Annotated in this window: 17 protein-coding genes; 8 read left to right on the top strand and 9 right to left on the bottom strand. The window is 74.0% G+C overall.

The features are described 5' to 3' along the window. Positions 1 to 9: 9 nt before the first annotated feature. Complete coding sequence (locus KIN34_RS04305; protein WP_214347164.1) at positions 10 to 1,566, bottom strand: CCA tRNA nucleotidyltransferase; 1,557 nt, start codon at positions 1,564 to 1,566, stop codon at positions 10 to 12. Between KIN34_RS04305 and KIN34_RS04300 the strand changes: the two genes are divergently transcribed. From KIN34_RS04300 to KIN34_RS04265, 8 genes are all read left to right on the top strand, one after another. Further along, complete coding sequence (locus KIN34_RS04300) at positions 1,565 to 2,140, top strand: NUDIX hydrolase (RefSeq protein ID WP_214347161.1); 576 nt, start codon at positions 1,565 to 1,567, stop codon at positions 2,138 to 2,140. The two genes, KIN34_RS04305 and KIN34_RS04300, sit on opposite strands and share 2 nt — an antisense overlap. Beyond that, positions 2,137 to 4,560 carry a DUF6049 family protein gene (locus KIN34_RS04295; RefSeq protein WP_214347159.1) on the top strand — a complete coding sequence of 808 codons (2,424 nt, stop codon included), beginning with the start codon at positions 2,137 to 2,139 and terminating at the stop codon, positions 4,558 to 4,560. The genes KIN34_RS04300 and KIN34_RS04295 overlap by 4 nt, the downstream gene beginning before the upstream one ends. Continuing rightward, complete coding sequence (gene murJ, locus KIN34_RS04290; protein ID WP_307858085.1) at positions 4,557 to 6,668, top strand: murein biosynthesis integral membrane protein MurJ; 2,112 nt, start codon at positions 4,557 to 4,559, stop codon at positions 6,666 to 6,668. Before KIN34_RS04295 ends, murJ begins: the two co-directional genes overlap by 4 nt. 51 nt (positions 6,669 to 6,719) lie before the next feature. Further along, a complete protein-coding gene (locus KIN34_RS04285; protein ID WP_214347157.1) occupies positions 6,720 to 8,612 on the top strand; it encodes a protein kinase family protein in 1,893 nt (630 codons plus the stop codon). Between the two features lie 137 nt (positions 8,613 to 8,749). After that, a complete protein-coding gene (trxB, locus tag KIN34_RS04280; RefSeq protein ID WP_214347155.1) occupies positions 8,750 to 9,757 on the top strand; it encodes a thioredoxin-disulfide reductase in 1,008 nt (335 codons plus the stop codon). After that, on the top strand, positions 9,754 to 10,074 hold the full coding sequence (trxA, locus tag KIN34_RS04275; protein ID WP_214347153.1) for a thioredoxin: 321 nt from the start codon (positions 9,754 to 9,756) through the stop codon (positions 10,072 to 10,074). The genes trxB and trxA overlap by 4 nt, the downstream gene beginning before the upstream one ends. A gap of 73 nt (positions 10,075 to 10,147) precedes the next feature. Further along, positions 10,148 to 11,488 carry an aminotransferase-like domain-containing protein gene (locus KIN34_RS04270; protein WP_214347151.1) on the top strand — a complete coding sequence of 447 codons (1,341 nt, stop codon included), beginning with the start codon at positions 10,148 to 10,150 and terminating at the stop codon, positions 11,486 to 11,488. A 69-nt stretch (positions 11,489 to 11,557) separates the two neighbouring features. Next, a complete protein-coding gene (locus tag KIN34_RS04265; protein ID WP_307858084.1) occupies positions 11,558 to 12,529 on the top strand; it encodes a D-alanine--D-alanine ligase family protein in 972 nt (323 codons plus the stop codon). 71 nt (positions 12,530 to 12,600) lie between these two features. Here the strand turns inward: KIN34_RS04265 and KIN34_RS04260 are convergent, their stop codons facing one another. The 8 genes from KIN34_RS04260 to rpmH all read right to left on the bottom strand — a co-directional run bounded on the left by KIN34_RS04260 (position 12,601) and on the right by rpmH (position 21,290). Continuing rightward, on the bottom strand, positions 12,601 to 13,773 hold the full coding sequence (locus KIN34_RS04260) for a ParB/RepB/Spo0J family partition protein (protein WP_214347149.1): 1,173 nt from the start codon (positions 13,771 to 13,773) through the stop codon (positions 12,601 to 12,603). Continuing rightward, entirely contained in the window at positions 13,770 to 14,762 is a 993-nt protein-coding gene (locus KIN34_RS04255) for a ParA family protein (RefSeq protein ID WP_214347146.1), read from the bottom strand. The genes KIN34_RS04260 and KIN34_RS04255 overlap by 4 nt, the downstream gene beginning before the upstream one ends. A gap of 1,127 nt (positions 14,763 to 15,889) precedes the next feature. Continuing rightward, positions 15,890 to 16,555 carry a 16S rRNA (guanine(527)-N(7))-methyltransferase RsmG gene (rsmG, locus tag KIN34_RS04250; RefSeq protein ID WP_214347143.1) on the bottom strand — a complete coding sequence of 222 codons (666 nt, stop codon included), beginning with the start codon at positions 16,553 to 16,555 and terminating at the stop codon, positions 15,890 to 15,892. A gap of 2,204 nt (positions 16,556 to 18,759) precedes the next feature. Further along, positions 18,760 to 19,266, bottom strand: coding sequence for a Jag family protein (locus tag KIN34_RS04245; protein ID WP_214347140.1), 507 nt, complete (start codon positions 19,264 to 19,266; stop codon positions 18,760 to 18,762). A gap of 41 nt (positions 19,267 to 19,307) precedes the next feature. Next, entirely contained in the window at positions 19,308 to 20,456 is a 1,149-nt protein-coding gene (yidC, locus tag KIN34_RS04240; RefSeq protein WP_214347125.1) for a membrane protein insertase YidC, read from the bottom strand. A 23-nt stretch (positions 20,457 to 20,479) separates the two neighbouring features. Then, positions 20,480 to 20,785: a membrane protein insertion efficiency factor YidD gene (gene yidD / locus KIN34_RS04235; protein ID WP_214347122.1), complete on the bottom strand. Its 306-nt coding sequence runs from the start codon at positions 20,783 to 20,785 to the stop codon at positions 20,480 to 20,482. Then, entirely contained in the window at positions 20,782 to 21,141 is a 360-nt protein-coding gene (gene rnpA / locus KIN34_RS04230; RefSeq protein ID WP_214347119.1) for a ribonuclease P protein component, read from the bottom strand. The genes yidD and rnpA overlap by 4 nt, the downstream gene beginning before the upstream one ends. Positions 21,142 to 21,152: 11 nt before the next feature. Next, a complete protein-coding gene (rpmH, locus tag KIN34_RS04225; protein WP_013885212.1) occupies positions 21,153 to 21,290 on the bottom strand; it encodes a 50S ribosomal protein L34 in 138 nt (45 codons plus the stop codon). Positions 21,291 to 21,423: the final 133 nt, after the last annotated feature.

Here is a 21,423-nt window from a genome sequence, read left to right as displayed (position 1 = left end):
GACGGGCGCTCAGGCCCGCGCGGCCCACCACGCGCGCAGCTCCGCCTCGGCCCGCTCGGGCCCCAGCGGACCCTGCTCCATCCGCAGCGCGAGCAGGTGCTTGTAGGCCTCGCCCACCTCGCGGCCGGGCTTCAGGTCCAGGATCGCCATGATCTGCGTGCCGTCCAGGTCCGGCCGGATCGCGTCGAGCTCCTCCTGGGAGCGGAGGCGGTCGATGCGCACCTCGAGGTCGTCGTACGCCGCGGACAGGCGCTGCGCCTTGCGGACGTTGCGCGTGGTGCAGTCGGAGCGGGTCAGCCGGTGCAGCCGCTCGAGCAGCGGCCCGGCGTCGGTGACGTATCGCCGCACGGCCGAGTCGGTCCAGCCGCCCTCGCCGTAGCCGTGGAACCGCAGGTGCAGCTCGGTGAGCCGCGCCACGGCCTGCACGGTCGCCTTGTCGAACCGCAGCTCCTTGAGCCGCTTGGCCGCCATCTTGGCGCCCACCACCTCGTGGTGGTGGAACGAGACGCCGCCGCCGTCCTCGAACCGGCGCGTGCGGGGCTTGCCGATGTCGTGCAGCAGCGCCGCGAGCCGCAGCACCAGGTCCGGGCCCGGCACCGCGCCGTCCGGCCCGGTCTCGAGCGCGATCGCCTTGTCCAGCACGGTGAGCGAGTGCTCGTACACGTCCTTGTGCCGGTGGTGCTCGTCGATCTCGAGCCGCAGCGCCGGCAGCTCGGGCAGCACGTGGTCCGCCAGGCCGGTCTCGACCAGCACCTGGAGACCCAGCCGCGGCTGGCGCGCGAGCAGCAGCTTGGTCAGCTCGTCGCGCACCCGCTCCGCGGAGACGATCGTGATGCGCTCGGCCTGCTCGACGATCGCGGCGTGCGCGGCCTCGTCGACGCGGAAGCCCAGCTGGGCGGCGAACCGCGCGGCGCGCATCATCCGCAGCGGGTCGTCGTCGAAGGACTGCCGCGGGTCCACCGGCGTCCGCAGCACGCCGCGCGCCAGGTCCGCGAGCCCGTCGAACGGGTCGACGAACGTGAGCTCCGGCAGCCGCACCGCCATCGAGTTCACGGTGAAGTCCCGCCGCGACAGGTCGCCGTCGAGCGTGTCGCCGAACACGACCTCGGGCTTGCGGGAGGACGGGTCGTACGCGTCGGTCCGGTAGGTGGTGACCTCGACGACGACGTCCGCGCCCCCGTGCCGGGAGCCGAACCGCCTGGCACCGATCGTGCCGAACTCCCGGCCCATGTCCCAGTGCGCGTCACCCCACCGCCGCAGGATCGCCTCGGTCTCGTCGGGCGTCGCCGACGTCGTGAAGTCGAGGTCCGACGAGACGCGCCCCAGGAAGGCGTCCCGCACGGGCCCGCCGACGAGCGCGAGCTCGTGACCGGCGTCGCGGAACGCCGCGCCGAGCTCCAGGGCGTCGGACGGCAGGGACGCGAGGACGCCGAGCGCGCGCTTCTGCAGCGCGATCAGGGACAGGGGCTCGTCGGGCACCCGGCCGATTCTAGGCGGCGACCGCGACCGCCCCACCGGCCGCCGAGGCGCCGTGGGGACACGTCGAGTCGTTACAGTGGCAGGCATGTCCGGCGCCGCACACCCCTCCCCCCCGCGGGGCGTGCCGGTGCCGCCCCCGCGGGGCATCCCCGCGCCGCCGGGCGGCCACCGCCTCCGCGCCCCCCGCGCGGTGCAGCCGCGTCCGGCCCCCACGAGCCTGCCGGTGGTCGACGAGACGTCGGCCGGCGGGCTCGTCGTGCAGCTCCACGAGGGCGCGTACCACGCGGCCGTGATCGCCCGCCGGAACCGCGCGGGCCGTCTCGAGTGGTGCCTGCCCAAGGGGCACCTCGAGGGCGAGGAGACGCCGGAGCAGGCCGCGGTCCGCGAGATCGCCGAGGAGACCGGCATCCGCGGGCAGGTGCTGCGCCGCCTCGGCGTCATCGACTACTGGTTCAGCGGCGACGACCGCCGCGTGCACAAGGTGGTGCACCACTTCCTGCTCGGGGCGGTCGGCGGCTCGCTGACCGTCGAGGGGGACCCGGACGGCGAGGCCGAGGACGCGGCGTGGGTGCCGGTCTCCGCGCTCCCCGACCGGCTGGCGTACCCCAACGAGCGCCGGCTGGCCGAGGCCGCGCTCGTCGTGCTCGTCGGCGAGGCATGAGCGCGGGCGTCCCGCGCCGGTTCCTGAGCGCGATCCTGGTGGGCCTGGCGGGCCTCGTCGTGCTCGTCGTGGGCCCCGGGCCCGCGCGCGCCGACGACCCTCCCGCCGACGGTGGGGTGGACGCGGCCGTGGACGTGCGGATCGTCTCGATCTCGCCGCAGGTGCTCGAGCCCGGGCAGGACCTGACGGTCACCGTCGCCCTCACCAACACGACCGGCAGGACCGTCGACGACGTGGACGCGGTGCTGCGGATCAACCGGTTCCGGATGAGCACGCGCACCGAGGTCGCGGCGTGGGCGGACCAGGGCGAGACCACGGACGCCACGGTCTGGCAGGACCTGGAGGACCCGCTGAAGCCGGGCAGCCGGCAGACCGTGCGCCTCGAGGTGCCCGCCGCCCAGGTGGGCCTCACCGACCTGCCCGGCCTGTGGGGACCGCGCGGCATGGTGATCGAGGCGCGGAGCCCCGAGGGCAGCCTGGGCCTGACCCGCTCCTACGTCCTGTGGAACCCGGACGAGGTGGTGCCGCGCGTCCCCGTCGCGGCCGTGCTGCCGGTGACCGGGCCGGCCACGGTGGTGGTCCCGCCGACGACGAGCACGCCCGAGCCCGCGCCCACCGAGGAGCCCACCTCCGAGCCGACGTCCGACCCGACGACGGACTCGACCGCAGACCCGACGACGAGCCCGACGACGGACCCCACGGGCGGGTCCACCGACGGCGGGTCCACCGACGGCGGGTCCACCGACGGCCCGTCGTCCGACCCCGGGGCGACCGGGACGCCGGAGTCCTCGGCGGGTGCCGCCGGGACGGGTGCGCCGGGCACGACGGCGCCCGGCGCGGGTGCCGACTCGGCGGGGACGGCGGACACGGCCGGCGCGGCCGTGGCGTCGCTCCCCGACCTGATCGCCCCGGACGGGACGCTCGACCTGATGCTCCGGGCGGCGACCGCGGACTCGTCGGTCTCGCTCGCGGTGGACCCCGCCCTCGTCGCGCAGGCCGACGCGGGCGACGCCGCGGCGCAGGAGTGGGCCGAGCGCGTGCGGACCACGGCGACGTCGCACGACACGTTCACGCTGCCCTGGGCCGATCCCGACGCGAGCGCGGTGGCGCACGCCGACCAGACCGGGCTGCTCGACATCGCCACGAGGCGCAGCGGGTCGGCGGCCGAGTGGGCCCGCGCGGGCACGCTGCTGTGGACGCCCGGCGACGAGGCGGCGGACGGGGTGACGCTCGGGGCCGTGACCACCACGGGAGCGGCGGCGATGGTCACCGCGCCGCAGCAGGTCGACGCCGACGCCCCGCCCGAGGAGACCTCGTCGGACTCCGTCCGGGACCTGCTGACCGGGTCCGGGACGGCGACCGCGATCGCGCCGGACGACGTGCTGACCCGGCTCGCGCTGCCGGACGAGACCAGCAGCCCGGCGGCGGCCGCGCAGCGCGCGCTGGCCGAGCTCGCGCTCGTCGCGCGGGAGCCGGACCTGCCGGCGGCGGTCGTGATCGCGCCCGACCGTGACCAGGCGCCGGACCGCACCACGCTCGCGGCCATGCTGCAGGCGTTCCGGAACGCCCCGTGGGCGCGCGTGACCACCGTGGCGCGCGCGCTGGCCGAGGGCGCCTCGGCCTCCGCGACGAGCGCTCCCGCCCGGTCGAGCGACGACGCCGAGCTCAGCCCCGCTGCCGTGACCTCGCTCGCGGGCGCCCGCGAGGACGCGCGCTCGTTCAGCGAGGTCATCGACGACGCCGACCAGTACCTCGACGCCGTCGACGCGAGCGTGCTCGCCCCGCTCGCGGTGGCCTGGCGCGCGCAGCCCGAGCGCCGTGCCACCGTCGTCGACCGCACGGTCACCCGCGTCACCGCGAGCACCCAGGGCCTCTCCTTCGTCCCGATGTCCGACCTCACCGTCATCGCCACCGAGGGCGACGTGCGCCTCACCGTCAGCAACGACCTGGCCGTGGACGCGCGGGCCGAGGTGCTCGTCGAGCCGCGCAAGGCGTGCCTGACGGCCGGGGTCGCGGACCCCGTGGACCTGCCGGCCTCGTCGGACACCGTGGTGAACGTGCCGCTGTCCGCGCACGCCAACTGCGACGTCGTCGTGGAGGTCCGGCTCGTCGGGCCCTCCGGGCAGGACGTGGCGCAGCCGATCGAGTTCACCGCGCGGGTCACGCCGACGATCGAGAGCGTCGGCACCGTCGTCGTCGGGATCCTGCTCGCGCTGGGCCTGGTGCTCGGCATCGTCCGGACGGTCCGGCGCGGGCAGAGCGCGCGCCGCGGCGCACGCACGGTGGACCCGGACGCCCCGCGGACCCTGCCGGTCCTCGGTGGCACCCCGGTCACGGACGACGAGCCCGACGACGAGTCCGACGACGATCCGGGCGACGGGCCGGGCGGGGCCTCCTCGGGGGACGGGGCCACCCGGTGAGCGTCGCCGAGGACGACCGGATGCGGCGCGGCGCGGCGCTCATGGCGTCGGGGACCGCGGTGTCCCGGCTGCTCGGACTGCTGCGCTCCGTGGTGCTCATCGCCGCGATCGGCGCGACCGGGCAGGCGGCGGACGCGTTCGCGGTCGCCAACAAGCTGCCGAACGTGCTGTACATGCTGCTCGTCGGCGGCGTGCTCAACGCGGTGCTGGTGCCGCAGGTGGTGCGCGCGTACAAGCGGCACGCGGGCCAGGAGTACGTCGACCGGCTGCTGACCTTCGGGTTCGCCGTGCTCGCCGCGCTGTCGCTCGTCATGACGATCGCGGCGCCGCTGCTCGTATCTCTCTACGCGAAGCCCGGCAACCAGGTGCAGCACGACCTCGCGGTGACGTTCGCGTACTGGTGCGTGCCGCAGATCTTCTTCTACGGGGCGTACGCGCTGCTGGGCCAGGTGCTGAACGCGCGCCACTCGTTCGGGCCGTACATGTGGGCGCCCGTGGTGAACAACGTGGTGTCGATCGCCGGGTTCGGGATCTTCCTGGTGGCGTTCGGGTCGGTGCCCGGCAGCGGGCTCACGCGCGCGGCCCAGTGGGGCGGGGGCCAGGTCGCGCTGCTCGCCGGCTCGGCGACGCTCGGGGTAGTCCTGCAGGCGGTCGTGCTGATCCCCGCGCTGCGGCGGGCGGGCGTGCACTACCGGCCGCGGTGGGGGCTGCGCGGGTCCGGGCTGGGCCGCGCCGGCACGGTCGCCACGTGGACGCTCGTCGGGCTCGCCATCGGCCAGCTGGGCTACGTCGTCGTCTCCCGCGTCGCCTCGGCCGCGCCGGGCGCCGCCAAGACCGCGGCCCTGGCCGCGGGCGAGCCGTTCCGCGCGGTGGCGGGCAACGCCGCCTACGACGCGGCGTTCCTCGTGTTCATGCTGCCGCACTCGCTCGTCACGGTGTCGCTCGCCACCGCCCTGTTCACGCGGCTCTCGGAGCAGGCGCACGAGGGCGACACCGACGGCGTGCGGTCGACGTTCTCCTCCGGCGTGCGCGTCGTCGGGGTGTTCACGCTGCTCGCGGCCGCGGTGATCGCGGTGCTCGCCGAGCCCGTGACCCGCATCGTCATGCCGACCGAGCGGCCCGCGACCGTGCACGCGGTGTCCGCGGTCGTCGTGGCGATGATCCTGGGCCTGCCCGCGTTCGGCGCGTGGTCCATGGCGCAGCGCCTGTACTACGCCTACGAGGACACGCGCGGCATGGTGCCCGTGCAGGGGGCGATGGCCGCGGTCGTCGTGCTCGGTGCGCTGGTCAGCCAGGCGGTGCTCGAGCCGTCGCGGTGGGTCGTGGGGATCGGCGCCGCGATGAGCATCTCCTACGTCGTCGGCGCCGTCGTGAGCCTGTGGCACCTGCGCCGGCGCCTCGGGTCCGTCGACGGCGGGCGCATCTTGCGGATGCACCTGCGCGGCGCCATCGCCGCCCTGGTCGCGGCCGGGGCGGGCGTCCTGCTGCTCCGGCTGGTCGAGGGCGCGCTCGGGGGCTCGTTCCCCGGTGCCGTCACCGAGTGCGTGCTCGTCGGCGCGGTGATGGTCGTGGTGTACGCCGTGGTGCTGCGCCTGCTCCGGGTCCGCGAGCTCGAGGACCTGCTGCGCCCCGTCCTGGCACGCGCCGGCCGGCTGGGGCCGCTGGGCCGCCTCGTCGCGCCGCGCCGCGCGGGTGCCGCCCCGGCGGAGGCGACCGTCCCGCGCGGGCCGTCGTTCCCGACGTACGACGAGGACCCGCCGCCCGCTTCGGCGCCCCCGACGCCGACCGGGGCCGGTCCGCGCGAGCCCCGCAGCCACCGCTCGCGGCCGCACTACCCCGTCGGCGACCCGCGGCACCGTCCGCCTCCCCCGACGCGCTTCCTCGCGGAGGAGCCGGCGGAGCCGCCGGAGCGCCCGGCGCCGCGGGGCGGCCGCTCGGCGACGTCTGGCACCCGGGGCGGCACACCACCCGGCACGCCAACCGGCGCAGCACCCGGTACACCACCCCGCCCAGCGCCCGGTGGACCACCCCGCACGGCGCCCGACGAGGCCTCCGGCCGGGACGTCGACGAGGGCGGTCCCGACGACGAGCACGGCACGCCCGTCTAGCATGCAAGCAGGTCCCGCAGCCGGCGGGCCAACGACACCGGGGATCCGGGGGTGGACGTGAGCGAGGTCGTCGGGCGCGGAACCGTGCTCTCAGCGCGCTACCGCGTGCTCGAGCCGAGCACGTCCGAGGTGCCGGGGGCCGCGATCTGGCGGGCCACCGACCAGATCCTCGACCGACCGGTGCGCGCCGTGGTCCTGGCCGGCGAGCGGGTCCCCTTCGCGCTCGACGGCGCACGGCGCACGGCGCTGGTCGCCGACCCGCGGCTCGCCCGGGTGCTCGACGTCGGCACGCACGACGGCCTCGGCTTCGTCGTGACGGAGGACGTCGACGGACCGTCGCTGGCGGACCTCGCGCGCGTCACCCCGCTGACGGCCGACCAGGCCCGCGCGGTCGTCGGCGAGGCTGCCGCCGCGCTCGAGGCCGCGCGCCGGCGCGGGGTGCACCACCTCGCGCTGCGGCCCACCGCGCTGCACGTCGTCGACCCCGGTCGCGTCCTGGTCACCGGCATGGGCGTCGACGCGGCGATGTTCGGGGTCGCTGCCGGGGACGCGCGTACGACGAGCAGGCAGGACGCCGTCGACCTGGTCCGCGTGCTCTACGCCGCGCTCACCGGCCGGTGGCCCGCCGCCCCGGGGTCGCCCGTGGAGGCCGGGCTGCCCGCGGCCCCCGTCGTCGACGGCACGCCCGTCCCCCCGGGCGACCTGGTGCCCGGCGTCCCCAACGACCTCGACACGCTCTGCACGGTGACGCTCGGTCCGCACGACGACGGGCCGCACACGCCCGGTGACCTGGTCCGCGAGCTCGAGCCGTGGGGCGAGATCCGCGCGGGCGCGCGCGACGAGGTCGCGAGCACGGCACCCGACGGTCCCGCGGGCGTCGGTGGCGCGGTCGCCGCCGCAGCCGGCGGCGCGACCGTCATCGGCGTGGGCCGCGAGGCGACGGCTGAGGACGACATGCAGGACACGGGCCCGATCCAGGTCCCGCGGCAGTCCGTCCGGAGCGTCTTCGGGGACGACGACTCCCCCGGCGTCAACCGCCCCGGCACCCCGCCCCCGGCCGCGCCCATGCGCGCCTCGGCGTTCGGTGCGTCGGCGACGGCCCCGCCCGTCGGCGCCACGGCGGCCGGCGGCCCCCGCTCGTACGCCCCGGCGGGCTCGTCGGCCACGCCCGTGCAGCCGCCCGCCGCCGAGGCGCACCCCACGGAGGCGACGGGCGCCGCCGGGCTCTTCGGGCCGGTCGGCACCCAGGAGGACTTCGACAGCGTCATCGGCGGGTCGGACGGCCAGGGACCGCAGCGCCGGAGCTTCGACCCCACCGTCCTGGTCCTCGCCGTCGTGGGGATCGGCGTGGTCATCGGGGTGGTGCTCGCGTTCAAGGCGCTGTTCTCGTCGCTCGACACCGGTGCGCCGGAGCCGCGCCCCGTGGCGACCGCCGCGTCCGCGTCGGCCACGCCGGCGGAGTCGGAGGAGCCGTCCGACGAGCCCTCGGCGCCGGAGTCGCCGCCCGTGTCGACCGCTCCCCCGGTGATCGCGTCCGCGGTGTCGGTCGACCCGTCCGACGACGACGGCGAGCACGAGGAGGCCGTGGACCGCGCGTTCGACGGCGACACCTCGACGTACTGGTACACGCTGACCTACCAGCAGCCGAACTTCTCGGGGTTCAAGGACGCGGTCGGGTTCGTCATGACGCTCGAGGAGCCCGCGCTCGTCAGCAGCGTGACCCTCAAGACCGGCAGCTCCGGCGGCAAGGTCGAGGTCCGCGCGAGCGACGAGAGCGACCCGGGCGGCGGGACGCTGCTCGCCTCCGGCTCGTTCGAGAAGGACGTGACGTTCGAGCTCGACCCGCCGACCGAGACCACGACGCTGACCCTCTGGATCACCGAGCTGCCGACCGCGGCCGACGGCTCGTTCCGGCTCGAGCTGAACGAGATCGAGCTCGGCTGACGCGCGGACGCGCGCACCGGGACGGAACAGATCCGGCCTACGATCGGTTGACTGCGAAGCCCGGCACCGCTGGGCTGCTCATCACGTGCTCAGCAGCTGCTAGACACCTGTGACCCCGACCTGCGAGGACCCGTCCCGTGACCGACACCGCCCCCACCGAGAGCCTGCGCGAGCTCGTCATCGTCGGGTCCGGACCCGCCGGGTACACGGCGGCGATCTACGCCGCGCGCGCCGGCCTGGCGCCGCTCGTCGTCGCCGGCTCGGTGACCGCCGGCGGTGCGCTGATGAACACCACGGAGGTCGAGAACTTCCCCGGCTGGCCGGAGGGCATCCAGGGCCCCGAGCTCATGGAGAACCTCCAGCAGCAGGCGGAGAAGTTCGGCGCCGAGGTCCTGTGGGACGACGCGACGGCGCTCTCGCTGACCGGTGACGTCAAGGAGGTCACGGTCTCCGACGGCACGACGTACCGCGCCAAGGCGGTCATCCTCGCCACCGGCTCCGCGTACCGCGAGCTCGGCCTGGACGACGAGAAGCGCCTGTCCGGCCGCGGCGTCTCCTGGTGCGCGACCTGCGACGGCTTCTTCTTCAAGGACCAGGACATCCTGGTCGTCGGCGGCGGCGACTCCGCGGTGGAGGAGGCGACCTTCCTGACCCGCTTCGGCCGCAGCGTCACGATGGTCCACCGCCGCGACCAGCTCCGCGCCTCGAAGATCATGGCCGACCGCGCGGCGTCCGACCCGAAGATCTCGTTCGCCTGGAACAGCGAGGTCGTCGGCATCGACGGCGACGCCAAGGTCACCGGCGTGACGCTGCGGGACACCGTCACGGGCGAGACCCGGCGCCAGGACGCGGGCGCGCTCTTCGTGGCGATCGGCCACGTGCCGCGCACCGAGCTGGTGCTGGGGCAGGTCGAGCTCGACGAGAGCGGCTACATCCAGGTCCAGGGGCGCACCACCAAGACCAACCTGGACGGCGTCTTCGCGTGCGGTGACGTCGTCGACCACACCTACCGGCAGGCGATCACCGCGGCCGGCTCCGGGTGCGCTGCGGCGCTCGACGCCCAGCACTTCCTGGCGTCGCTCGGCGACGTCGTCGACCCGATGGTCCCCACCAAGGTTCCCGTGCTCGCCGAGGAGGCGCTGTGAAGGACGTGACCGACGAGACGTTCGCCGCCGAGGTCCTGCAGTCGGAGATCCCGGTCGTCGTCGACTTCTGGGCGCCCTGGTGCGGGCCGTGCCGCATGGTCGCCCCGGTGCTCGCCGAGCTCGCGACGCAGTACGAGGGCCGCATCAAGATCGTCAAGGTCAACTCCGACGAGAACCCGGGCGTCGTCGCGGACTACGGCGTGGTCTCGATCCCGACGCTCAACATCTTCTCCGGCGGCGAGCTGGTGAAGTCCGTGATCGGGGCTCGGCCGAAGGCCGCGTACGCGCAGGAGATCGAGGGCGTGCTCGTCGGCTGACGCGTCACGCCGGGGGCCACTTGCTCCCGACTGGCTGTGCAGCGCCTCCGGGTGCCCGTGCGACACTGCCAGGATGACCCAGCAGCCGATGCCCCGCGGAACGACGTCGGGCACCCCCACGTCCTCCGCCGCAGGCACGCGGCTCGACCCCTGGCTCGGCTCCTACGCCGAGCGCACGCACGGGATGCGGTCGTCGGAGATCCGCGCGCTGTTCGCCGTGGCGAACCGGCCTGAGGTGGTCTCGCTCGCGGGCGGCATGCCGTTCCTCGACGGCCTGCCGCTCGACGTGCTCTCCGACGTCGCCGCGCGCGTCGTCGCGGAGCGCGGGCTGCAGGCGCTGCAGTACGGCTCCGGCCAGGGCGACCAGGCGCTGCGCGAGCAGATCCTCGACGTCATGGCGCTCGAGGGCATCGAGGCCCACCCCGACGACGTCGTGGTCACCACCGGTTCACAGCAGGCGTTGGACCTGGTCACGCGCGTCTTCGTCGACCCCGGCGACGTCGTCGTCGCGGAGGCGCCCTCCTACGTGGGGGCGCTCGGCGTCTTCCGTGCCTACCAGGCGGACGTCGTGCACGTGCCGCTCGACGAGCACGGCCTCGTGCCCGAGGCGCTCGAGGAGACCCTCGGCGCGCTCGCCGCGGCCGGTCGCCGGGTCAAGCTCCTCTACACCGTGCCCAACTTCCACAACCCGGCGGGCGTCTCGATGACGCCGGAGCGACGCCCGCGCATCCTGGAGATCGCGCGCCGCTACGGGGTCCTGGTGCTCGAGGACAACCCGTACGGCCTGCTCGGGTTCGACCGCGAGCCGTGGCCGGCGCTGCGGTCGCTCGACGACGACGGCGTGGTCTACCTCGGCTCGTTCTCCAAGACGTTCGCGCCCGGGTACCGCGTCGGCTGGGCCGTCGCACCGCACGCCGTGCGGGAGAAGCTGGTCCTCGCCTCGGAGTCCGCGATCCTGTGCCCGTCCAACGCGGCGCAGATCTCGATCTCGACGTACCTGGCGACGTGCGACTGGCGCGGGCAGATCAAGTCCTACCGCGAGCTCTACCGCGAGCGACGGGACGCGATGATCTCCGCCCTGACCGAGCACCTGCCCGACGCGACGTGGAACGTGCCCGACGGCGGCTTCTACACCTGGGTCCGGCTGCCCGCGGGCCTCGACGCGAAGGACATGCTGCCGCGCGCCGTCACCGCGCGCGTCGCCTACGTGCCCGGGACCGCCTTCTACTACGACGGTGCGGGCGCGGACCACATGCGCCTGTCCTACTGCTACCCGACGCCCGAGCGGATCCGCGAGGGCGTGCGCCGGCTGGCCGGCGTCGTCGCCGGTGAGCGCGAGCTGGTGGAGCTGTTCGGTACCGGTGGCGGCCGTGCCCGCGGAGACGTGCAGACGCCCGCGCCCGACGCGTTCTGACCCCGCCCTCGGACCTGGAGCCCAACCGCCGTGCCCCTCGACCCTGACCTGATCATCGACGGCAGCGCCGTGACCGACCCTCGTGTCGTCGTGCTGGCCGGCGGCCTGTCGCACGAGCGCGAGGTCTCGCTCCGCTCCGGGCGCCGCGTCGCCGAGGCGCTCCGCTCGGCGGGCGTGGACGTCACGGTGCACGACGTCGACGCCGACCTGGTCCCGGCCCTCGAGGCGCTGCGCCCCGACCTGGTGTGGCCCCTCCTGCACGGCGCGAGCGGAGAGGACGGGTCGGTCCGGGACGTCGTCCAGCTCCTGGGACTCCGGCTGCTCGGCACCGGGCCGCGGTCGAGCCGCGTGGCGTGGAGCAAGCCGATCGGCAAGACCGTCGCCGCCCGCGCCGGGCTGGTCACGCCGGAGTTCGTGACGCTCCCGCAGTCGCTCTTCCGCGAGCTGGGCGCCGGTCGGGTCCTCGACACGATCGCCGAGCGGCTCGGTCTGCCCGTCGTGGTGAAGCCGTCCAAGGGCGGCTCGGCACTCGGAGTCTCGCTCGTGACCACGCCCGAGGAGCTGCCGCGGGCGATGGTCGAGTGCTTCTCCTACAGCGACACCGCGCTGGTCGAGCGAGCGGTCGCCGGCGTCGAGGTCGCCGCGTCGGTCGTCGACCTCGGCGAGGGTCCGGTCGCCCTCCCTCCGGTCGAGATCGTCGCCGAAGGACCATACGACTACGACGCCCGGTACAACCCGGGCCGCGTCGAGTACTTCACCCCGGCTCGGCTCGATCCGGCCGTGCTCGACGAGGTCGGCCGCGTCGCCGTCGCCGCGCACCGTGCCCTCGGCCTCGCCCGGCTGTCGCGCGCGGACCTGATCGTCGACGACGCCGGGGTCGTGCACTTCCTCGAGGTCAATGTCGCCCCCGGCATGACCGAGACCTCGCTCTTCCCACAGTCCGCAGAGGCCGCCGGGTACAACCTGGGTGACTTGTATCGATCCCTGGTGCGCGCTTCTCTCGCCGCGCGTCCGACGGGTCTCGAGCCCGTCCGCGGGTGATCTGACCCGATTTTTCGGCGCCGGACGGCGTTCCTCGTCACCGCGCGCCGCCGCTGGAGCCCACCGCGCCGTCAGCCGCGCAGCAGACCCGGGTCTTCCGGCGCGAGCGTCTCCAGGATGCGGTTGAGGTCCTGGACCGACGCGAACTCGACCGTCAGCCGGCCACGCTGCTTGCCCAGCACCACCTTGACGCGGGTGTCCAACCGGTCGGACAGCCGGGTCGCGAGCTCGTCGAGCGCCTCGTTGCGCTGACCCGCGCGCGGCGCCGTGCGCTTCGCGGGCTGCGTGTCGTCGCCACCGAGCGAGACGATCTCCTCGACCGCGCGGACGGACAGGCCCTCGGCGACGATCCGCTGCGCCAGCCGCTCGATCGCCGCACCGTCCGCGAGCCCGAGCAGCGCGCGTGCGTGCCCGGCCGACAGGACACCCGCGGCCACCCTGCGCTGGACCAGCGGGGGGAGCCGGAGCAGGCGCAGCGTGTTGGAGATCTGCGGACGGGAGCGGTGGATCCGGGAGGCGAGCTCCTCGTGCGTGCACCCGAAGTCGTCCAGCAGCTGCTGGTACGCGGCCGCCTCCTCGAGCGGGTTGAGCTGGGACCGGTGGAGGTTCTCCAGCAGCGCGTCCCGGAGCAGGTCGCTGTCCTCGGTCTCGCGGATGATCGCGGGGATCGTGTCGAGGCCCGCCTCCTGCGTCGCGCGCCACCGTCGCTCGCCCATGATGAGCTCGTAGCCGTCGTCGACCTGCCGCACCACGACCGGCTGCAGCACGCCGATCTCCTGGATCGACCCGACCAGCTCGCCGAGCGCGTCCTCGTCGAAGACCGTTCGGGGCTGCCGCGGGTTGGGTCGGATCGAGCCGACGGGCAGCTCGGCGAACCGGGCCCCCGGTACGGGCACCAGGCCGTCGACGTCGTCGACGCGGGTCGGGGTCGCACCCGGCTGGCTCGCGTCGACGGTGTCTGCGTCGATCCCGCCGTCGACGCCGCCCTCGGCTGCGCTGCTCACGTTCGCGGCAGCCGGCTCCGCGCCGGTCGTCGCCCCGTCGGCCTCGGGTGGCGTCGAGCTCTTGGTGTCGAGCACGCCTTCCGCTGCCGCCGTCGGCCGCTCGGCGTCGTCCCGCGCCTCCTGCTGCCGGTCCGGGAAGAAGACGTCGACGGGGCGGTCCCCGCTGGGCCGCTGTCCGTCCAGCCCGGTGGGGATCAGGGCACCCAGTCCCCTGCCCAGCCCGCGACGCTTCTCGCTCATCGTTCCTCCTGTGCGCCCGCGGGCGCGTCCGTGCTGGTCAGGGCGGCGGCGCCGCGCTCGGCGAGCTCGCGCGCCGCCTCGAGGTAGGCGAGCGCCCCCGAGGAGCTCGCGTCGTACGTCATGACGGTCTGGCCGTAGCTCGGCGCCTCGGAGATGCGCACGGAGCGTGGCACGGTCGTCCGGAGCGTGCGGTCAGGGAAGTGCTCGCGGACCTCCGACGCCACCTGCTGCGCGAGGTTGGTCCGCGCGTCGTACATCGTCAGCAGGATGGTCGAGACGTGCAGATCGCGGTTCAGGTGCGCCTGGATGAGCTGGATGGTCTTGAGCAGCTGGCTCAGACCCTCCAGCGCGTAGTACTCGCACTGGATCGGGATCAGCACCTCGCGTGCCACCACGAAGGCGTTCACGGTCAGCAGACCCAGGCTCGGCGGGCAGTCGACGAAGACGTAGTCGATGCGTTCCATGCCGTTGTCGAGACGCCACTGGAGGTAGGTGTCGAGCGAGGTGCGCAGCCGGGTCTCGCGCGCCACCATCGAGACGAGCTCGATCTCGGCGCCGGAGAGGTCGATCGTGGCGGGCAGGCACCACAGCGTCGGGATGTCGGCGCTCTGCTGGACGGCCTCGGCCATCGGTGAGCCCTCGATCAGCACCTCGTAGATGGACGGGGTGCCCGCGCGGTGCTCGACTCCCAGTGCGGTGGACGCGTTGCCCTGCGGGTCGTTGTCCAGCACCAGGACGTTGAGCCCGGCCTGGGCCAGGGCCGCCGCCAGGTTGACCGTCGTGGTCGTCTTGCCGACGCCGCCCTTCTGGTTCGCGACGGTGATCACGCGCGTCTCCGGCGGCGCCGGGAACCGACGTCCGCGCAGCTCGATGCGCCGACGCGCGTCGAGCTGGAGCTCGGCCATCAGGGGCGTGTCGTCGGTCGCCGTCGGCAGGCTCTCCACGAGGGCGGCGCGGCGGCGCTCCTCCGGATCGTGTTCGTCGACCATCTCTCCGTCGCGTTCGTCATCGGTGATGCGGACGCTTGGTGCGCCCGGACCATTGTCCTCCGGATCGACGGGTGCCCAGGCCACGGTCGACGCTGTTTCACGTGGAACATCGCGCGTACCCTCGCTCGCCTGCGTCTCGCCCACCTGGCCGGCCTGCTGCGGCACGCCTCCCTGCGACCCGGCGCCCGTGCCCGTCTCAGTTCCGCGTGGACCGGCACCCACACTCGCGCCGTCGCCTGCGGGCGGCAGCGTTCCGGGCTGCATCCCCTCATGATGACGCTCGAGAACTGCCTCGCTTGCCGGGCGGGCACCCGAGGTAGCCACTTCCAGGGCAGGCTCGACGAGCGCGACCGCGTTCGTCGCGCCCGCCGGCGACGATGCTGGTGGAACGGCCAGGCCCGCATCCGCCGGCGACGATTCGCGTGGAACGGCCGGGCCCGCATCCGCCGATGACGTTTGACCTGGTGCGGCCAGGTGCGCGTCCGTTGCCGACGTTTCACGTGGAACGGCCAGGCCCGCATCCGCTGGGGACGTTTCACGTGGAACGGCCACTGGGGCACCCGACGACGTCCCACGCAGAACTGCCGGGTCCGCGAGAGGGAGCCCGGCGGAACCGGCCATCTCCGACGGCGACGTTTCACGTGGAACATCGACGCCAGGGGCGCTCTCGCGCGGCTGCCGCTCCACCCCCCAGGTCGCCGCCCACGTCGCGGCACGCTCCGGCGTCGACGAGGCGGTCTCGACCTCGACCTCGGGGCCGCGCGAGGCAGCAGCACTGGAGGTGGCCCCCGCGGGGCGGCTGGCCGCCTCGGCGTGACCCCTCCCCTCCCCCGGCTCACGTGATGCGTCCGGCCTTGCCGTGCCGGCTCCGTCCTGCGCTGCGGGAACCGACGCACGAGCGGAGCCCACATGCTCGGCACGCGTCCCATCTGGTGCGAGAGATCCTTCGACAGCCGCGGCGCCGCGCGGGCCGGCCGCAGCGTCAGCCTGGGTCGCGTCGGCCGATCCCCGCGCGCTGTCGCCGCCTCCGCGCCGGCTCATGCCGTCGAGCTGCGCCGCGGCCGGGGCGACGGACTCGCGCGTGGCGGGCGCATCCGCGCTCTCCCGCTGCTTCCGCCTGCCGAAGATCATGCCGCTCCCCTGGTTTGCGCCACGACGACCCGCGTGCTCTCCACCCCGTCGAGAGTGGCCACCTCGTGCAGGTCGACCGCGATCAGCTTCGCTCGCTGCGCGGCACGTCGGCCGGCCGCGATCTCCTCCTCGGCACGGCCGCCCTTGAGAGCGACCAATCGACCTCCGGGCCGGATCAACGGCACCGCCCACGCATAGAGCTTCTCGAGCGATGCGACCGCGCGTGTCGTCACCACGTCGGCCTGGAGTTCCAGCGCCTCCTGCGCGCGGCCGCGCCGGACCGTGACGTGCGCGAGCTCGAGCCGCTCCACCACCTCGGTGAGCCAGTCGGTCCGCCGCTCCATCGGCTCGAGCAGGATGACGTGAGCCCGGGGAAGCATCGCCGCGACCACCACGCCGGGCAGGCCCGCCCCGCTACCGAGGTCGACGACCGTTCCGTTCTCCGGGAGGTACGGCACGACAGCCGCCGAGTTCAGCAGGTGCCGCTCCCAGAGGCGCGAGACCTCGCGCGGCCCGATCAGCCCGCGCAGCACACCCTGCTCGGTCAAGAGACGATGGAACGCCTCGACGGTCGGCCAGGCCGGGCCGAAGTACTCCGGCAGGCGTGGATCCTCGGACAACGGGTCGCGCTCCACGCGCTCCTCGTCGTGCCGCTCCGCCACGTCAACCCCTCTCGATGCACCGGCCAGTCCCCCCAGCCGTGCGCACGACACAGCACCGCGCAACGCGTCCACCGGGGCTGGTTCACCGTACCGGCTGGCCACGACATGTGTGAGAGGTCTGGCCCCTCGGTGGACCGACCTACACCCAGCCAGCGCCGCCCGCGACACCGGTCGACGATGGAGCGCCCGCAGGTACCGCGCTCGCGCCGCGACGGCCCGGGAGCAGGCGTGGGGCCACCCGTCCGGGTGGCTCGTGTCGCACGCGCCGCGCCGACGGGTCACAGCGCGCGGGCCTTGGCCAGCCACCTCACCTTGTTTCACGTGGAACCGAAGGTCGGCGCGCTTCTGCACGCCTGCGGCGAGCGCTCGAACGCGTCGCCGTGGCCTCAGGCGACAGCGCGAGCCTCAGGCGCCTGCACGACGCGACGACCACTCGTCCGGGGTCCGCACGTTCGGGGAAGGCGAGCTCGACGCGATCTCGGGCCGCTTCGTCAGGGCCGGGTCGGACTCGGCCTCGTCGCACGCCGTCCGACACCCACGCGCGGCCCCGCGCGACGGCTGCGGCGCGTCCCGGCACTGCAGGAGGCGCTCTCAGAGGGCTGCCACTCCCCCACGAGCCTGACGAGAGGGCGGCGCGCCCGTTTCACGTGAAACGCCGTCGAGCGGCACCAGCACCGCTTCGCGTGAAACGCCGTCGAGCGGCACGGGAGCCGCTACGCGTGAGACGTCGTCGAGCGGCACCGGCGCCGCTTCGCGTGAAACGCCGTCGGGCGAGCACCGGCGCCGTCTGACGTGAACTGCCGTCGGGCGGCGGGGGCGTCGCTCTTCGTGGACCGCCGTCGGGCGACACCGGCGAGGGGGCTGGGGCCGGGCGCACATGCTCCCCACAGTTGTAGGCGTGTACGCACCAACGAGCCGACGTACACCGCGCGCGTGCCCTTCACCAGGCGAGGCGCGCTGGCGCTGATAGGCGTGCCCGTCGAGCAGCTAGCGAGCATGCGCTCGTGGCGCCGGCTCGCGTTTCACGTGAAACAGCCGTCCGGTACGAGACCGCGCGTCGTCGTGGCCGAGCAGCGACCCGCCCAGCCTGGCTCCCCGCGCCGACGGCGGGCGCGGGCCGTCCACCAGCCGAGCCGGCGAGCGGAGCTCTCACGAGCCAGTCAGAGGAGCCCTCGAAGTGCGTCGCCATCCACGGGCGGCCCGACGCCGTGTCCCACGGCACTCCGCTCCCCCGACGGATGTGCGCCTCACAACCAATCCGCCGGAACCACGCGCTTCCCCATCGACGCCACTGCCTGGATCGTCGACCACGTGGCGCCAACGGTCCGCGAAGACGGGCCGGGCGCTAGGTAGTGGACGACACGCGGACGCTCTTCACCTGCCGCACCTCCACCCCTCGCCGAGGAGCACTTCGGCACCAGTGCTCGCCTGCGGCCGGAGTTCGAGCGTCCGGAGAAGGTCCGGTCCAACAGCGCCGCATCCCTATTCAGGCCGGCGGAACCTCGGCGTTCTCGTCGCCGGTCGACTTCCCCACCCCGCAGCACGCGCGCTCGTCGCTCCCGAGGAGCGCGCGCGCCCATACCCGGCCTTACCCAGGCGGGCCCCGGCACGTTCTATCCGAGCGCGGCGTGGAGTCGCACTTGTCCCCAGTCCGGCCTTCGCACCCGCGCGGCCCAGCCGAACGAAGCCCACGCGCGCACTGGTACCCAACCCGGCCCTGTGCACCCGGGCGGCCTCAGCCGAACGAAGCCACGCGCGCACCGGAACCCCACCCGGCCCTGTGCACCCGGGCGGCCTCAGCCGAACCGGACCCGAAGCGCGCGCACTGGTACCCGCGCGCAGGGGACCACCGACCGTCCGGCCGCGTCGGTCGCGCGCCGTCCGGGTCGCGCCCAGAGCCAGCAGCACGCAAGTCGTTTCACGTGAAACACGTGAGCCGCCCGGCGCCGCGCCCGCGACGCGCTCAAGCCTCGAAGCCACTGCCGGACCTGGCGCCGACCGCAGTGAGAGCGTCTCGCTCGACGACGAGCCCCTGAAGTCGCGACCCGCGACCCTCGCGGCGGCAACGGGCGAACCGCTCGGAGAGCGCCATGAGAGAAGGTCTTCTTCGCGAGTCGCGCCATCGTCACCCCTCGCGTCATCCAACGACAGAGGGCCGCGGCCGGGCATCAGCCCGGGCCGCGGCCCTCGTCGGTCAGCGACCGTCAGGCGGGACGAACCACCACGTGACGGTTCGGCTCGACGCCGTCGGAGTCGCTCGCCAGGCCCGCCTCGGCGACCGCATCATGCACAACCTTGCGCTCGAACGGGTTCATCGGCTCGAGCGCGACCGCCTCGCCGGTCTCGCGAACCCGCGCGACGGCCTCCTTGGCGACCTCGGTCAGCGCCGCGCGACGACCCGCGCGGTAGCCGGCGACGTCGAGCATGAGGCGGCTGCGCTCACCGGTCTTCGCCTGGACGGCCAGCCGCGTCAGCTCCTGAAGGGCGTCGAGCACCTCGCCGTCACGACCCGCCAGGCGGCGGAGCGAACGGTCGGACGCGTCCTCGGACACGATCTCCACCGCTGCGCGGCCGTGGTCGACGTCGATGTCGATGTCGCCGTCGAGGTCCGCGATGTCGAGGAGCTCCTCGAGGTAGTCGGCCGCGATCTCGCCCTCCTCCTCGAGGCGCGAGCCAGGGGTCTTCTCGTCCGCTTCAGGCTGCGTGGTCATGCATGTCTCCGATCGAGTGATCAGTGCCGCTGTGGCGCGGCTCAGTTCTGCGAGGGGCGGGGCTTCTTCTTCTTGCTGGAAGCACCCGTGGGCTTCTTCGCGGGGGCACCCGACGAGGGCGCGTCCGTGATCGGTGCGTCGCTGACCGGTGCATCACTGACCGGAGCGTCGCTCACGGGGAGCGAGGCGTCGCTCGACGCGCTCGACGACGCGCCAGAGGCGGTGCCGGCGGGCCGCTGCGTCTTGGCGCGGTCCTTGCGCTTGGGCTGCTCGCGCTGCCCGCGGGGACGCTCCTCGACCACCACGGCCTCGGCCTCGATCACGGTCGTGCCGCCCTTGCCCTTCCGCGCGCGGCGCTCGAGCATCGCCTTCTCGGCGTCCGAGCCGGGCGCCGGCATGCGGCGGATCGTGTAGAACTGCTGGCCCATCGACCACAGGTTCGTGGTGGTCCAGTAGATCAGGACACCGATCGGGAAGTTGACGCCGGAGAAGGCGAAGATCAGCGGGAGGACGTAGAGCAGCACCTTCTGCTGCTGCGCCATCGGGCCCTGCTTCGCGGCCGGCGGCATGTTCTTCATGGTCAGCTGGCGCTGCGTGAGGAACGTCGTCGCCGACATCGCGACGATGAGCAGGATGGTGACGATCTGGATGTGGATGTCGCCGTTGGCCTGCATGAACGTGCCGGACAGCGGAGCCCCGAGCACGGTGGCGCCCTCGGCGGACTCCGCGAGCTGCTGGGTCATCGGCCCGATGTGGTCGCCGCGCGGGTAGGTGCCCTCCGACAGCGGCTTGAGCGAGTTGAGCACCCGGAACAGCGCGAAGAAGATCGGTGACTGGAGCAGGATCGGCAGGCAGGACGCGAACGGGTTCGTGCCGTGCTTGCGGTACAGCTCCATGGTCTCGCGGCTCATCGCCTCGCGGGACGCGGGGTCGGACTTGCCCTTGTACTTCTTCTGGATGGCCTGCATCTCCGGCGCGAGCATCTGCATGCCGCGGGATGCCTTGATCTGCTTGAAGAACAGCGGGATCAGGGCGATGCGGATGACGATCACGAGGCCGACGATGGACAGCGTCCACGCGAGCCCGCCGTCCGGGTCCATCCCCAACCAGCTGAACAGGCTGTGGAACTGGACCATGATCCAGGCCACCGCAATCATGATCGGCTGCAGCAGGCCGTCGAACCACGACATGTGGGCAGAGCTCCTGTCAGGGGTCAGTGGGCGGGGTGCGCCACGTCGATGCGGCGGGACTCACGCGCCGGAGGCACGTCGTCGACCCCGCCAGGGGTCCAGGGGTGGCAGCGCAGGAGCCGCCGGGCGGCGAGCCACGTGCCACGCAGAGCACCGTGCCGCCGGACCGCGACCACCGCGTACTGCGAGCAGGACGGGTAGTAGCGGCAGGTCTGGGGGGTGAGCGGCGAAACCAGGTGCTGATAGAGCCAGAGCAGACCCAGCAGTGCGAGCCCCGGCAGCCGCACGACGAACCGCCCGACGGCGCGCGGTGCGAGCCGGCTGGTCACGAGGCCACCCGCGCTCGTCGGGCTGCCGTGCGGAGGGCACCGTCCAGGTCGGCGCCGAGCCGCTCGAACGTCGCGTCCGCGGCGGGGGCCAGCGCCCGGACGACGAGCCCGGCCTCGGTCGGCAGCTGCGCCGTCCGCGTCGCCATGAGCGCGCGCAGCCGTCGCTTGACGCGGTTGCGGACCACGGCTCCCCCTACCCCCTTGGACACGACGAAACCGACCACCGGGCCGTCGGGCCCGGGGTCGGTTCGCGTGGTCAGGTGCACCACCAGCGTCTCCCGTCCGCCGCGCGCGCCGCGCCGGACCGCCTGCTCGAACTCGGCGGACTGACGCATCCGGTGCGCTGCGGGCAGCACCGACGCTGGGATCAGGCCGAGAGCTCGGAGCGACCCTTGCGCCGACGGGCGGCGAGGATCGCGCGGCCGGCACGCGTGCGCATGCGCAGGCGGAAGCCGTGGGTCTTGGCTCGGCGCCGGTTGTTCGGCTGGAACGTGCGCTTGCTCACGAGAGTCTCCTACGTGGTCCATCGGATGGGCGCGCGTCGCGCGACCAGGTCTGTCTGCCGAGCTCGACTGCTCCTCCAGGACACGGACCGGCACTCGACCGGGCGTGCGGCGTCTGGGCGCGCCGACAGGAGC

The sequence above is a fragment of the Cellulomonas fulva genome (assembly GCF_018531375.1).
GTDB lineage: Bacteria > Actinomycetota > Actinomycetes > Actinomycetales > Cellulomonadaceae > Cellulomonas > Cellulomonas fulva.
The sequence above is the reverse complement of the archived record's forward strand: the minus strand, read 5'-3'. Positions and strand labels throughout refer to the sequence as shown.

Excerpts from the sequence above, each read along its gene's own strand:
- KIN34_RS04300 (WP_214347161.1), top strand. The coding sequence starts at position 1,565 with ATGTCCGGCGCCGCACACCCCTCCCCCCCGCGGGGCGTGCCGGTGCCG.
- KIN34_RS04305 (WP_214347164.1), bottom strand. The coding sequence starts at position 1,566 with ATGCCTGCCACTGTAACGACTCGACGTGTCCCCACGGCGCCTCGGCGG.
- KIN34_RS04295 (WP_214347159.1), top strand. The coding sequence starts at position 2,137 with ATGAGCGCGGGCGTCCCGCGCCGGTTCCTGAGCGCGATCCTGGTGGGC.
- KIN34_RS04270 (WP_214347151.1), top strand. The coding sequence starts at position 10,148 with ATGACCCAGCAGCCGATGCCCCGCGGAACGACGTCGGGCACCCCCACG.
- KIN34_RS04260 (WP_214347149.1), bottom strand. The coding sequence starts at position 13,773 with ATGAGCGAGAAGCGTCGCGGGCTGGGCAGGGGACTGGGTGCCCTGATC.
- KIN34_RS04255 (WP_214347146.1), bottom strand. The coding sequence starts at position 14,762 with ATGGTCGACGAACACGATCCGGAGGAGCGCCGCCGCGCCGCCCTCGTG.
- KIN34_RS04245 (WP_214347140.1), bottom strand. The coding sequence starts at position 19,266 with ATGACCACGCAGCCTGAAGCGGACGAGAAGACCCCTGGCTCGCGCCTC.
- yidC (WP_214347125.1), bottom strand. The coding sequence starts at position 20,456 with ATGTCGTGGTTCGACGGCCTGCTGCAGCCGATCATGATTGCGGTGGCC.